Origin of the sequence: Nonomuraea wenchangensis, assembly GCF_900111685.1 — a bacterium.
In the GTDB taxonomy this organism is placed as follows: domain Bacteria; phylum Actinomycetota; class Actinomycetes; order Streptosporangiales; family Streptosporangiaceae; genus Nonomuraea; species Nonomuraea wenchangensis.
In genome coordinates this window covers 571587-584565 of the sequence record NZ_FOHX01000001.1, presented here as the reverse complement: position 1 = coordinate 584565, position 12979 = coordinate 571587, and the positions used below count along the sequence as shown (strand labels likewise).

14 protein-coding genes are annotated in these 12979 nt (G+C 70.7%); 9 read left to right on the top strand and 5 right to left on the bottom strand.

The genetic code is table 11. The features are described 5' to 3' along the window. Window positions 1-5: 5 nt before the first annotated feature. The 3 genes from pspAB (at window position 6) to BMW85_RS02810 (ending at window position 2668) form a co-directional block, all read left to right on the top strand. Complete coding sequence (gene pspAB / locus BMW85_RS02820) at window positions 6-563, top strand: PspA-associated protein PspAB (RefSeq protein ID WP_091076388.1); 558 nt, start codon at window positions 6-8, stop codon at window positions 561-563. Between the two features lie 25 nt (window positions 564-588). Further along, the gene (locus BMW85_RS02815) at window positions 589-1950 is read left to right on the top strand and encodes a DUF998 domain-containing protein (RefSeq protein WP_091076385.1); all 1362 of its coding nucleotides are present in this window, start codon (window positions 589-591) and stop codon (window positions 1948-1950) included. Window positions 1951-2035: 85 nt separating this feature from the next. Continuing rightward, entirely contained in the window at window positions 2036-2668 is a 633-nt protein-coding gene (locus BMW85_RS02810) for an SIMPL domain-containing protein (protein ID WP_245774575.1), read from the top strand. Between the two features lie 30 nt (window positions 2669-2698). On the opposite strand, the gene nadA is transcribed toward BMW85_RS02810, so the two are convergent. Continuing rightward, entirely contained in the window at window positions 2699-3850 is a 1152-nt protein-coding gene (gene nadA, locus BMW85_RS02805) for a quinolinate synthase NadA (protein ID WP_091076382.1), read from the bottom strand. Between the two features lie 175 nt (window positions 3851-4025). Between nadA and erpA the strand changes: the two genes are divergently transcribed. Further along, a complete protein-coding gene (gene erpA, locus BMW85_RS02800; protein WP_091076380.1) occupies window positions 4026-4379 on the top strand; it encodes an iron-sulfur cluster insertion protein ErpA in 354 nt (117 codons plus the stop codon). Between the two features lie 98 nt (window positions 4380-4477). Beyond that, the gene (locus BMW85_RS02795) at window positions 4478-5464 is read left to right on the top strand and encodes a carbohydrate kinase family protein (protein WP_091076377.1); all 987 of its coding nucleotides are present in this window, start codon (window positions 4478-4480) and stop codon (window positions 5462-5464) included. Window positions 5465-5527: 63 nt separating this feature from the next. Here the strand turns inward: BMW85_RS02795 and BMW85_RS02790 are convergent, their stop codons facing one another. From BMW85_RS02790 to BMW85_RS02780, 3 genes are all read right to left on the bottom strand, one after another. Further along, entirely contained in the window at window positions 5528-5956 is a 429-nt protein-coding gene (locus BMW85_RS02790) for a CBS domain-containing protein (RefSeq protein ID WP_091076375.1), read from the bottom strand. 62 nt (window positions 5957-6018) lie between these two features. Then, window positions 6019-6264, bottom strand: coding sequence for a sulfurtransferase TusA family protein (locus BMW85_RS02785; RefSeq protein ID WP_026214000.1), 246 nt, complete (start codon window positions 6262-6264; stop codon window positions 6019-6021). Beyond that, complete coding sequence (locus tag BMW85_RS02780; RefSeq protein ID WP_091076373.1) at window positions 6261-7394, bottom strand: cysteine desulfurase family protein; 1134 nt, start codon at window positions 7392-7394, stop codon at window positions 6261-6263. The genes BMW85_RS02785 and BMW85_RS02780 overlap by 4 nt, the downstream gene beginning before the upstream one ends. Window positions 7395-7544: 150 nt before the next feature. Between BMW85_RS02780 and ctaC the strand changes: the two genes are divergently transcribed. The 4 genes from ctaC to BMW85_RS02760 all read left to right on the top strand — a co-directional run bounded on the left by ctaC (window position 7545) and on the right by BMW85_RS02760 (window position 11840). Further along, on the top strand, window positions 7545-8372 hold the full coding sequence (gene ctaC / locus BMW85_RS02775; protein WP_177240460.1) for an aa3-type cytochrome oxidase subunit II: 828 nt from the start codon (window positions 7545-7547) through the stop codon (window positions 8370-8372). Then, entirely contained in the window at window positions 8369-10066 is a 1698-nt protein-coding gene (ctaD, locus tag BMW85_RS02770) for an aa3-type cytochrome oxidase subunit I (RefSeq protein ID WP_177240459.1), read from the top strand. Before ctaC ends, ctaD begins: the two co-directional genes overlap by 4 nt. After that, complete coding sequence (locus BMW85_RS02765) at window positions 10066-10479, top strand: cytochrome c oxidase subunit 4 (protein WP_091076368.1); 414 nt, start codon at window positions 10066-10068, stop codon at window positions 10477-10479. Before ctaD ends, BMW85_RS02765 begins: the two co-directional genes overlap by 1 nt. A 152-nt stretch (window positions 10480-10631) precedes the next feature. Further along, a complete protein-coding gene (locus tag BMW85_RS02760) occupies window positions 10632-11840 on the top strand; it encodes a L,D-transpeptidase (RefSeq protein WP_091076365.1) in 1209 nt (402 codons plus the stop codon). Window positions 11841-11939: 99 nt separating this feature from the next. On the opposite strand, the gene trpD is transcribed toward BMW85_RS02760, so the two are convergent. Next, window positions 11940-12977, bottom strand: a complete 1038-nt coding sequence (gene trpD, locus BMW85_RS02755) for an anthranilate phosphoribosyltransferase (protein ID WP_091076362.1) — start codon at window positions 12975-12977, stop codon at window positions 11940-11942. Between the last annotated feature and the right edge of the window lie 2 nt (window positions 12978-12979).

The following is a 12979-nucleotide window of genomic DNA, read 5'->3' as shown; positions in this document are numbered from 1 at the left end:
GCCACATGGGCTGGCTCGATGCGCTGCTCGGCCGGTCGAAGCCGGCCAAACCCGACCTCGACGCGTTGTTCGCGCTGCCGTCCGCGGCGGTGACGCTCCAGGCGGCGACGGGCCTCGCGCCCACGGGCCTCGGCTCGGTGGCGTTCCGTGCCGCCGAGGGCGGCGCCTTCGCCACGCTCGAACGTGACGTCAAGGCGCTGCTCGGCGAGCGCGTGGTGCAGAGCGACGACGGTTACGGCTACACGTGGCTGCTGGTCAACCGGCCGCCGGAGGCGGTCGCCGACCTGGTCACCGAGTTGCACGCGGTCAACTCCTCGCTGGAGGACGCCGGGTTCGGCTCGTCGCTGCTGTGCTCGCTGGTGTCCTTCGCCGATCCCGAGGGGCGCCGGCTCGCCGTGGTCTACCTCTACAAGCGCGGAACGTTCTATCCGTTCGCGCCGCTGCCCGGCCAGAAGCGCGACAACGCGCTCGAACTCCAGGTGAGAGGGGTGCTGGACGGCGAGTTGCCCCTTGAGTCCGATCTCGGTAGATGGTTCCCGGTATGGGGTGCTCCAGGGGTGTAATGACCCTTAGTGGTCTAATCGTCACGTGGAGCGACGATTGTACGTGCTCGCGGCCACGGCGTTCATCGTGGCGGCCGTGCTGGGCAGCGCCTGGATCACCGGCCAGTTCACGACGCCGGCGGTGGACCGTGCCAACGGCTACGTCAGCGAGCTCGCCGCCCGTGACCAGCCGTGGACGCACCTGTTCCGGGTGAGCGACGCGCTCGCCGGGCTGGCCTGCCTGCTCGGCGTGGCGCTGGTGCCGCGCGTGGCGGGGGAGGGGCCCGGGTGGGCGGCGCTGGCCGCGTACGGGCTGCTCGTGGCGGTGGGGGCGGCGCTGCCGCTGGACTGCGCGGTGCTCAGCAACCCCGGCTGCGGCGCCACCTGGCCGCCGCCGAGCCGGCTCGCGCACCTGGCCGCCGGTGCGCTGTGCACGGCGTCGGCGCTGGCCGCCATGGCGTTGCTCGCGGCGCGGTGGCGGGCCCGTACGGCCTGGGTGATGACCGCCCTGGCGGTCACCGCCACGGCGCTGGTCGGCGCCGCGCTGGCCGCGGGGCGCGGCGCGGGCCTCGCCGACCGCGCCCTGCTCACGCTCGTCGCCGTCTGGCTGGTGTACGTGGCACTGCGCCTGCTCGTCGCCGACTGGCCGGTCACCGCGCACGGACCCCCGCACGTCGTCGAGGAGGGCGACGGGCCCGCGGTGCTCCTCACCGGAGGCCAGGGAGGTGCCTGGTTCCACTGGGACGCGGTGGCGCGCGGGCTGGCCGGCGCCCGCCGGGTCATCCGCTTCGACCGGCCGGGGCTCGGGCTGAGCCCGCGCTCGCCGGCCCCGCCCAGCCTGTACGCCGAGGCCGCCCGCCTGGCCGCGCTCGCGCCCGCGCATCCCGAACGGGTCACCGTCGTCGCCCAGGGGGTGGCGTGCTGGCACGCGGAGGCGTTCGCGCGGCTGCATCCGCTGTGCGTGGCCGCGCTCGTGCTCGTCGAGCCGGCCTGCCCGGACCGGCGGCAGCCGCCCGCGGCCGCGCGCGCGCTCGGCCGATGCCTGCCCGCGCTCGGCGTGACGTGGGGCGCGGCGGCGCTGGCCCGCCTGACCGGCCCGGCCGCGCACCGGCGGCTGGCCGGGATGCCGGACCCGTACGACGTCTACCGCATGGGCAAGGTGCCCGTCGCGGTGGTGGGGGAGTGGCTGGCCCGCCGCGGCATGGCCGCCGACCTGCGCCGCCTGCGCGAGGACAAGCCGCTGCCCGAGGTGCCGGTGACCGTGCTCGCCGCGGGCCGCGACGACGGGTGCGCCGGGCGGCTGGCCGCCGAGCTGGGCGGCCGGCTGGTCCGCGCGCCGCACGCCCGCCGCCGCCTCCAGCTCCGCGACCCCTGGATGATCGTGGACGCGGTCCTGGCCACGGGGTGAGGCGGCGCGCGATGATGACGGCGGGGTTTGGCCGGCCGCCCGGAGGGGCACCCGAGCCGGGTGCCGCGCCGAGCCCGTCGTGGCCGTGCCGGAGTCCCGGGAGGACACCATCGTGGACATCACCGTCGTCGGGGAGGGCGCGGTCCTGGCCGCGCCGGACGTCCTGCGCCTGTACGCGGGCGTGGAGGCCCGCAGGCAGTCGGCGGCGGAGGCGTTCACCGCGGCCCGCGCCGCCGCCGCCCGCCTGGCCGGGGCGCTGCGCGAGGAGGGCGTCGCGGACGAGGACGTACGCACCGTCGAGCTGTCGCTCGGCCCCGAGTACGAGTCCTACCCCAAGGTGTCGGCCTACCGCGCGGCGCAGGGCGTCGAGGTCGTGGTGCGCGACCTGGCGCGGGCCGACCGGGTGATCGACACGGTGGCCGGGATCGGCGAGGAGGCCCGGCTGAACGGGGTGTCGTTCGAGCTGTCGGACCCGGCCGCCGCCCTCGCCGAGGCGCGGACGCGGGCCTTCCGCGACGCCGCCGCCAAGGCCGCCAGGTACGCCGAGCTGGCCGGCCGCCCGCTCGGCCGGGTGGTGTCGGTCGCCGAGGAGGTCAGGGGCGGCCCGCAGCCGCTGGCGCTCGCCGCCGCGGGCGCCGCCGAGGACCGGTCCTCGCTCGGCCCCGGCCGCCAGAGCCTCGCGGTGACGATCAGGGTCGGCTACGACTTCGCCCAGTGACCCGCCCGGTTATCGGCAGGGACGCGCGGCCTACGGCAGGGCGAGCATCCGGTCCAGGGCGACCCGCGCCCAGTGGGCGGTGTCCGGGTCGACCGTGATCTGGTTGACGACCTCGCCCAGCGTCAGCGACTCCAGCGCCCACACCAGGTGGGGCAGGTCGATCCGGTTCATGGTCGAGCAGTAGCAGACCGTACGGTCCAGGAACGAGACGTTCTTGTCGGGGAACATCCCCGCCAGCCGCTTGACCAGGTTGAGCTCGGTGCCGACGGCCCAGCTCGACCCGGCGGGGGCGGCCTCCAGCGCCTTGATGATGTACTCGGTCGAGCCGACCTGGTCGGCCTTGAGCACGACCTCGTGCCGGCACTCGGGGTGCACCAGGACGTTCACGCCGGGGATGCGGGCCCGTACGTCGTCCACCGACTCGGCCGTGAAGCGGCCGTGCACGGAGCAGTGGCCGCGCCAGAGGATCATCCTGGCCCGGTCGAGCTGCTCCTGGGTGAGACCGCCGTTCGGCCGGTGCGGGTTCCACACCACGCAGTCGTCGAGCGTCATGCCCATCTCCAGCACCGCCGTGTTGCGCCCGAGGTGCTGGTCGGGCAGGAACAGCACCTTCTCGCCCCGCTCGAAGGCCCAGTCGAGGGCCCGGCGGGCGTTCGAGGAGGTGCAGACGACGCCGCCGTTGCGGCCGCAGAAGGCCTTGATGTCGGCGCTGGAGTTCATGTACGTGACCGGCACCACCCGCTCGGACAGACCGGCGTCCTCCAGCGCCTCCCAGCACTCCTCGACCTGGTCGAAGGTGGCCATGTCGGCCATCGAGCAGCCGGCCGCCAGGTCGGGCAGGACGACCTTCTGGGCGTCGCCGGTGAGGATGTCGGCCGACTCGGCCATGAAGTGCACGCCGCAGAAGACGATGTACTCCGCCTCCGGCCGCGCCGCCGCCTGCCGGGCGAGCTTGAAGGAGTCGCCCGTCACGTCGGCGAACTGGATGACCTCGTCACGCTGGTAATGGTGGCCGAGCACGAACAGCCGGTCGCCCAGCGTCTCCTTGGCCTTGCGGGCGCGCTCCACCAGCCCCGGGTCCGAGGCGGGGGGCAGCTCGCCGGGGCAGTCGACGCCCTGCTCGCTGTGCGGATCGGCGCCCCGGCCGAGCACGAAGAGCGGAAGCCCAGTCTCGGTGGCCATGGCCACACTCCCCTCATGAGGCTTATCGTCAGAAAGACGATACTCACTATGACACACGGGGGAAGCCGGTTGTTCCCCGAGGCAGGGGCCCGGGAATGTGTGGCATGGCCCCGGTGTTGGTAGCGTCATTAGTAGGACGTCGAGAACAGACAGCCCCAGTTAGGGAGTCAGCGAGATGACGGTTGAGAGCAGCGAGACCACGACGCAGGGCCTGATCCTGACCGACGCGGCCGCCGCGAAGGTCAAGAGCCTGCTTGAGCAGCAGGGCGAGGAGGGGCTGCAGCTTCGGGTCGCGGTGCAGCCGGGTGGTTGCTCCGGCCTGCGCTACCAGCTCTTCTTCGACGATCGGTCCATGGACGGCGACGTCGTGACGGAGTTCGGCGGCGTCAACGTGGTCACCGACCGGATGAGCGCTCCTTACCTCATGGGCGCCTCCATCGACTTCGTCGACACGATCGAGAAGCAGGGGTTCACCATCGACAACCCCAACGCCACCGGCTCCTGCGCCTGCGGCGACTCGTTCAACTAGCCGGCGCCGCCAGGGTCCCGCTCGCCTTTGTGCGTGCGGGACCCTGGCGTATTCTCGTGGGGCTCATTGGCCTGCTGACAACGAGGAAGAAGAATCCCGTGCGCATCGCCGTAACCGGCTCCATCGCGACCGACCATCTGATGACGTTCCCCGGCAGTTTCGGCGAGCAGCTCATCGCCGAACAGCTCGACCGGGTGTCATTGTCGTTCCTGGTCGACGATCTGCAGATCCGGCGCGGCGGCTGCGCCGCGAACATCGCCTTCGGCATGGGCTGCCTCGGCCTGCGGCCCGTCCTGGTGGGAGCCGTCGGCAACGACTTCGCCGACTACCGGTCCTGGCTGGAGCGCCACGGGGTCGACTGCGACTCGGTGCACGTCTCCGAGACCCAGCACACGGCGCGCTTCCTGTGCACCACCGACGAGCACCACAACCAGATCGCCTCCTTCTACACCGGGGCGATGGCCGAGGCGCGGCTCATCGAGCTCAAGCCGGTAGCCGACCGCCTCGGGGGGCTCGACCTCGTGCTCATCAGCCCCAACGACCCCGACGCGATGCTGCGGCACACCGAGGAGTGCCGCCAGCGCGGCATCCCGTTCGCGGCCGACATCTCCCAGCAGCTCGCCCGCATGGAGGACGACCAGATCCGCAAGCTCGTCGACGGCGCGGCCTACCTGTTCTCCAACGACTACGAGAAGGGCCTGATCGAGCAGAAGACCGGCTGGTCCGACGAGGAGATCCTGGCCAGGGTCGGCGTGCGGATCACCACGCTCGGCCCCAAGGGCGCCGTCATCGACCGCGCCGGCGAGCCCTCCATCCAGGTCGCGCCCTCGCCCGAGCGCGGCAAGGCCGACCCCACGGGCGTCGGCGACGCCTTCCGCGCCGGCTTCCTGTCCGCGCTGGCCTGGGGGCTGTCGCTGGAGCGCTGCGGCCAGGTGGGCAACCTCACAGCCACGCACGTGCTGGAGCGGGTGGGCGGCCAGGAGTACGAGCTCGGCCAGACGGTCTTCCTGGAGCGCTTCGCCGCCGCCTACGGCGCGGACGCCGCGGCCGAGGTCGGCGCGCACGTCCGCTGCCACCACCCGTAGCCGCGCCTGATCAGAGAACGAGAAACGCCCCCGCCCTGAGGCGGGGGCGTCACGCGCGCCTTCTCAGCCGCCGCCGTACACCCGGTGCACGAACTCGGCGAGCTGGTCGTCCGGCAGGTGCTTGGCCAGGTCGGCCTCGCTGATCATGCCGACGATCCGGTCGCCGTCCATCACCGGCAGGCGCTTGATGCGGTGCTCCTCCATGCGCGCCAGCGCCTCCTCGACGCTGGTGTCCGCGCTCACCCACACCAGGCCCGTCGCCAGCTCGCCGGCCGTCACCTGCGACGGGTCGTGGCCCGCCGCCACGCACTTCACCACGATGTCGCGGTCGGTGATGATGCCCGTCACCCGCTCGTCGGGCCCGCACACCGGCAGCGCACCCACGCCGTGGGAGCGCATCATCTGCGCGGCCCGGTCGAGCGTCTCGTGCGCGCCGATGCACTCGGCTCCGGTGCTCATCACGTCGCGGGCGGTCTCGTGTCCGCTGGTCATGGCTCACCCCCGGTCTGGTCGTTTCGCGTACGAGGAGCCCCTACCCAGACAAACTGGATGAATCAGTAATTACGCCTCACGTGTATCGCCCAGCCGCCCCCCGGCAGCTCGTACGAGCCGACATGGCGGTGCGACTTCAGCCGGCACCAGGCCGGCACGTCGTTGTAGGCCGCCGGATCGTCGGCCAGCACCGCGACCACCGCGTTCAGCGGCACGGCGTTGATCTGCTCGGCGAGCATGATGATCGGGATCGGGCACTTCTTGCCGAGCGCGTCGATCGTCAAAGCCGGCTGCGTGACCTCGGTCATGTGACTCCTGCGTCCTGGCGGATGCGGCGCACCAGCTCGGGCAGCACGCCGAGGAACCTGTCGACCTCGGCCGCCGAAGCGCCCCTGGGCAGTGACACCCGGACATTGCCGTGCGTGAGCACGCCCATCGCTTCGAGGACGTGCGATGGACGAAGCGTACTAGCGGTGCACGAGCTCCCGGACGACACGGCGAAGCCCGCCCGGTCGAGCTCGGTGAGCAGGGCCTCGCCGTCGACGTAGAGGCAGGAGAAGGTGACGATGTGCGGCGCCCGGTCCACCGGGTCGCCGATCACCTCCACGTCCGGGACGATCCCCGGCACCGTCCGCCTGATCCTGTCCACCAGCGCCGACAGCCGCGCCTGCTCCTCGGCCGCCTCGGCGGCCGTCGCGCGCAGCGCCGCCGCGGCGGCCACGATCGCCGGGACGTTCTCGAAGCCCGGCACCCGCCGCCGCTCCCGCTCGTCCTCCGGCAGGAACGAGCGGAACCTGGTGCCCTTGCGCACCACCAGGACGCCCACCCCGGCCGGGCCGCCCCACTTGTGCGCGCTGGCGGTCAGCACCGACCAGCCCGCGGGGACCGGCACGCGACCGGCCGTCTGGGCGGCGTCCACCAGCAGGGGCACGCCGTGCTCGCGGCAGGCCGCGGCGGCCTCGGCGACCGGCTGCAGCGTGCCCACCTCGTGGTTGGCCGTCTGCAGGCAGGCCAGGGCGGTGTCCGGCCGGGCCACCGCCGCGGCGAACGTGGCGGGATCGACCCGGCCGGTCAGGCCGACGCCCACGGTCTCGACCGTGCCGCCGTCGCGTTCGTGCAGCTGGGCCGCGTGCAGCACGCTGGAGTGCTCGACCGCCGAGACCACCAGGTGGCGTCCGGCCCTGCGCCTTCCGTGTAGGGTGCCGAGGACGCCGAGATGCACGGCCTGCGTGCCGGACGCGGTGAACGACACCTCGTCCGCGCGCGCGCCGAGCGCCTCGGCGACCTCCGTGCGGGCCTGCTCCAGCAGCAGGTGCGCGCGGCGGGCCTGGCCGTACAGTCTCGCGGGGTCGGCCCAGCCGACGTCGATCGCCGCCAGCAGCGCCTCGCGCGCCTGCGGGTGGAGCGGCTCGCTCGAGGCCGCGTCGAAATACGCCACGAGACCAATCGTCCCACTTGCGGTCCACTGAGGGGTCGCGCGGTGGGGCGGGCCACCTGCACGCTAATGTGTTCTGCATTCAGTTGTGCATGGGAAATACGAGCACCCGAGGGAAAGACCCTTGGGCTTCATCTGTGGGGTAGGCGATCCGTGAGTCCGACTCGCCGTACGCGGCGTTCGTTGGCCCGGCGCAGGGTGCCACGCGCCGCCGCTCTGGCGTTGCTGCTGGCCACTGCTACGGCGTGTGCTAATGACGTGCCCGAGGCCAACTGGTCTCGTGGCTTGCTTCCCGACCACGTCACCGAGCAGGGCGGCATAGTTCAGACCCTGTGGAACGGGGCCTGGATCGCCGCGCTCGCCACGGGTGCCGTCGTCATCGTCCTGATTCTGTGGGCCTCCTTCTTCCACCGGAAGCGCCGGGCCAAGGCCGACCTGCCTCCGCAGGTGCGCTACAACCTGCCGATCGAGATGCTCTACACCTTGATCCCGCTGGTCATGGTCTCGGTGTTCTTCTTCTTCACCGCCCGCGACAGCGAGGCCCTGGCGAAGGTGAGCGGCAACGCGCCCGTCAAGGTCAAGGTGGAGGCATATCAGTGGAGCTGGCGCTTCACGACGACCTACAACGGCAAGACCACGCAGCCGGTCGCCGGCACTCCGGTGCACGACTACCACCAGGGCCCGCAGCTCGTCCTCCCGGTCAACCAGGAGATCGAGTTCGACCTGTCGACGGACGACGTCATCCACTCCTTCTGGGTGCCGGAGTTCCTGTTCAAGCGTGACATCATCCCCGGCATCCCCGACGGCAACCCGGGCCGTAAGTTCCAGGTCAAGACCCTGGACAAGACGGGCGTCTTCGCCGGGCGCTGCGCCGAGCTGTGCGGTGTCGACCACAGCCGCATGCTGTTCTCCGTCAAGCTCGTCCCGCAGCAAGAGTTCGACCAGTACATCGCGACACACCAGGCTGGGAGCGCCCAGTGACCGCCATTCAAGATCCACCGGTCCGCACACCGGTCATCCGGCCCGTCACCAAGGGTCAGATCATCGCGAAGTGGATGTCGTCCACTGATCACAAGATCATTGGACACATGTACCTCATCACGTCGTTCGTGTTCTTCCTGATCGGCGGCGTGATGGCGCTGATCATGCGGGCGGAGCTGGCCCAGCCGGGGCTGCAGTTCACCAGCAACGAGCAGTTCAACCAGCTGTTCACCATGCACGGCACGATCATGCTGCTCATGTTCGCGACGCCGCTGTTCGCGGGCTTCGCCAACGAGCTCATGCCGCTGCAGATCGGCGCCCCCGACGTGGCCTTCCCGCGGCTCAACATGGTGAGCTACTGGCTCTACCTGTTCGGCAGCATCATCGCGGTCTCCGGCTTCTTCACCCCGGGCGGCGCGGCCTCCTTCGGCTGGTTCGCCTACACCCCGCTGTCCAACGCGATCAACTCGCCCGGCATCGGCGGCGACCTGTGGCTCATGGGCCTCGCGCTGTCCGGTCTCGGCACGATCCTCGGCGCGGTCAACTTCATCACCACGATCATCTGCATGCGCGCTCCCGGCATGACGATGTTCCGGATGCCGATCTTCACCTGGAACATCCTGCTCACCAGCATGCTCGTGCTGATGGCCTTCCCGGTGCTGGCCGCCGCGCTGCTCGCGCTGGAGGCCGACCGCAAGCTCGGCACGCACATCTTCGACTCCGACAACGGCGGAGCGTTGCTGTGGCAGCACCTGTTCTGGTTCTTCGGGCATCCCGAGGTCTACATCATCGCGCTGCCGTTCTTCGGCATCGTCACCGAGATCCTGCCGGTCTTCAGCCGTAAGCCGATCTTCGGTTACATCAGCCTCGTGGCCGCGACCATCGCGATCGCGGGTCTGTCCATCACGGTCTGGGCGCACCACATGTTCCCGACCGGTCAGGTCCTGTTGCCGTTCTTCTCGTTCATGACGTTCCTCATCGCGGTGCCGACGGGCGTGAAGTTCTTCAACTGGATCGGCACGATGTGGCGGGGGCACCTGAGCTTCGAGTCGCCGATGCTGTTCTCGGTCGGCTTCCTGATCACGTTCCTCCTGGGCGGCCTGACGGGCGTCATCCTGGCCTCGCCGCCGCTCGACTTCCACATCAGCGACACCTACTTCGTCGTCGCCCACTTCCACTACGTGGTCTTCGGCACCGTCGTGTTCGCCATGTTCGCGGGCTTCTACTTCTGGTGGCCCAAGTTCACCGGCAGGATGCTCAACGACAAGCTGGGCAAGCTGCACTTCTGGCTGCTGTTCATCGGCTTCCACACCACGTTCCTGGTGCAGCACTGGCTCGGCGTGGTGGGCTTCCCGCGCCGCTACGCCGACTACAGCGCGGCCGACAAGTTCACCGACCTCAACATGATCTCGTCGGTGGGCGCGTTCGTCCTCGGCCTGTCCACGCTGCCGTTCCTGTACAACGTGTGGAAGACCTGGCGCAGCGCGCCCAAGGTCACCGTGGACGACCCGTGGGGCTACGGCGGCTCGCTGGAGTGGGCCACGTCCTGCCCGCCGCCGCGGCACAACTTCACCTCGCTGCCGCCCATCCGGTCCGAGCGTCCCGCGTTCGACCTGCGTTTCCCGCACACGTCCGCAGACTCGTCGCACAAGAGCGCCAAGGCTGACAAGCCGGCCGGGGAGGTCGAGGCCTGATGAAGGTCCAGGGTTGGCTGTTCCTGCTGTGCGGGCTGTTCTTCGCCGGCGTCGACGTCGCCTACTGGTTCTGGACCAAGGCGGCGACGGGCGTGGGTGAGCCGGTCGGCACCACCGCCATGGCCATCTCGGTCGGCTTCGCGTTCATGGTCGGCTACTACCTGATGTTCACCTCGCGGCGCATCGGTCCGCAGCCGGAGGACAACAAGCAGGCCGACATCAGCGACGGCGCGGGCGAGATCGGCTTCTTCAGCCCGAGCAGCTGGTGGCCGCTGTTCCTGTGCCTGGCGGCGGCCTTCGCCTTCGCCGGGTTCGTGATCGGCTTCTGGATGTTCCTGATCGGGCTCTTCCTGGTCATCATGGCCATGATCGGGTTCGTCTTCCAGTACTACCGGGGCAACTTCTCGCACTGAGCGGTGCCCGGCCACGGAGCGGGCGCCTTCCCCACTTAGGGGATGGCGTCCGCTTTTTCGGCGTTCTTTACCAGTGTCCGGATGCGCCTATTCAGTCACTCAGGGTAATAAAGGAGGCAGAAGCGGACCGACCTGCAGCGAGGGAGTCACTCGTGGAGCGAGGAGCGTATGGAACGGCCGGCCTGCTGGCCGTGGCCCTGCTGGCGGCCTGCTCGGCGTGTTCGGCGGGCGGCGGCGAGAAGGACACGACCGCCATGGCCGGCGGGGCTCGTACGGCCTCGGTGGCGTTCTCGCCGCGCGACAAGAGCGCGAACGTGCCGACCGACCAGACCGTCGTCGTCTCGGCCACCGGCGGGAAGCTGACCGGCGTCCGCGTGGACGGCGGCAAGGCGGGCAAACTGCCGGGCGTGCTCAGCTCGGACGGCACCCGCTGGCGCAGCACCGCCACCGCCCGTCCAGGCACCGCCTACACGGTCACCGCCGTCTCGGTGGACCCGTCGGGCAAGCGGAGCGAGGCCACCAGCACGTTCACGACCGTGAAGGGCAAGGGCACGTTCGACATCGCCACCATCACCCCGAACAAGGACGACACGGGCCTGACGGTCGGCGTCGGCATGCCCATCATGATCACCTTCGACAAGCCGGTCACCGACCGCGTCGCGATCGAGCGCAACCTCGTCGTACGCAGCAGCAAGCCGGTCGAGGGCGCCTGGCACTGGTTCGACTCCTCGCACGTGGACTTCCGGCCCCAGGAGTACTGGCCGGCCCACACGAAGGTGCGACTGGAGGCCAAGCTGGCCGGCGTCCAGGGCGCCCCCGGCCTGTACGGCAAGCGCGACGTGAAGCTCGACTTCAAGATCGGCCGCTCGCAGATCACCAAGGGCAGCACCGACGAGCACGTGCTCTACGTGCGCCGCGACGGCAAGCGCATCCGCGCCATGCCGATGAGCGCCGGCCAGGGCGGAAGCTGGAAGTACTACACCACCTCGGGCATCCACCTCGCGATGTCCCGCGAGCCGGTCACCGTCATGACCTCGCCGGGCATCGGCCCCGGCCAGTCCGGCTACTACCAGCTCACCGTCTACAACACCGTACGCATCTCCAACAGCGGCGAGTACGTCCACAGCGCCCCCTGGTCGGTCGGCTCCCAGGGCAACTCCAACGTCAGCCACGGCTGCGTGAACGTCAGCCCGGAGAACGCCGCCTGGTTCATCAAGAACACCCTGATCGGCGATCCCATCATCATCACCGGCAGCCCGCGCAAGCTGGAGCCGACGAACGGCTGGGGCCACTGGCAGGAGAAGTGGCACGAGTGGCTGAAGTGGAGCACGCTCAAGGCGGGCCCCACCATAACGTTCTGAGCACGAAAAAAGGCACGAAGGGGTACGAAAGGGCACGAGAAAGCGCACGAAAAAGGCGCGTCCTCCCTCGTGGGGGCGCGCCTTCGCCGTGGGGAGGGCTCAGCAGGAGCCGCTGACCTCCACCCAGCGCTCCAGGACGGCCTTGGCGGCCCCTGAGTCCACCGCCTGGGCCGCGCGGTCGTAGCCGGCCCTCATGGACGTGTCCAGGTCGTCCCCGGGCCCCTCGTGGGCCACCAGGGCCGCGGCGGCGTTGAGCAGCACCGCGTCGCGCACCGGGCCGCTCTCGCCGCTCAGCACGTCGTGCACGGCCTGGGCGTTGAAGGCCACGTCGCCGCCGCGCAGCGCGCCCACGTCGGCGCGGGGGATGCCGAGGACCCGCGGGTCGAACATGGTCTGCGTGGCCGCGCCGTCCTTGACCACCCAGACGGTGGAGGTGCCGGCGATGGTCAGCTCGTCGAGGCCGTCGTCGCCGCGGAAGACCAGGGCGCTGACGCCGCGCTCGGCGAACACCCCGGCCAGCACGGGCACCATGCGGGCGTCGTAGACGCCGATGGCCTGGGCGGTGGGCCGGGCCGGGTTGGTGAGCGGGCCGAGGAAGTTGAAGATCGTCGGGATGCCGATCTCCTTGCGGGTGGGACCGGCGAAGCGCAGCGCGGGGTGGTAGACCGGGGCGAAGCAGAACGCGATGCCCGCCTCGCGGGCCACCCGCGCCGTCTGCTCGGGCGTGAGGTCCAGGCGGATGCCCAGATGCTCCAGGACGTCGGCGGCCCCGCACGAGGAGGAGGCGGCCCGGTTGCCGTGCTTGACCACGCGGGCGCCGGCCGCCGCGGTCACGATGGCGGCCATCGTCGAGACGTTGACGGTGTGGGCGCGGTCGCCGCCGGTGCCGACGATGTCGACCACGGGCCCCTCGACCCGCAGCGGCGTGGCGAACTCCAGCATGGTGCGGGCCAGGCCCACCACCTCCGACACCGACTCGCCCTTGGCGCGCAGGGCGGTCACGAACCCCGCGATCTGCGAGGGCGTCGCGGTGCCGGACATGATCTCCCGCATCGCCCAGGCCGTCTCGTCCGAGGTGAGGTGCTCTCCGGCGAGGAGAGCCGACAGCAGGGCGGGCCAGGTCGTCCGGGAGTCCATGG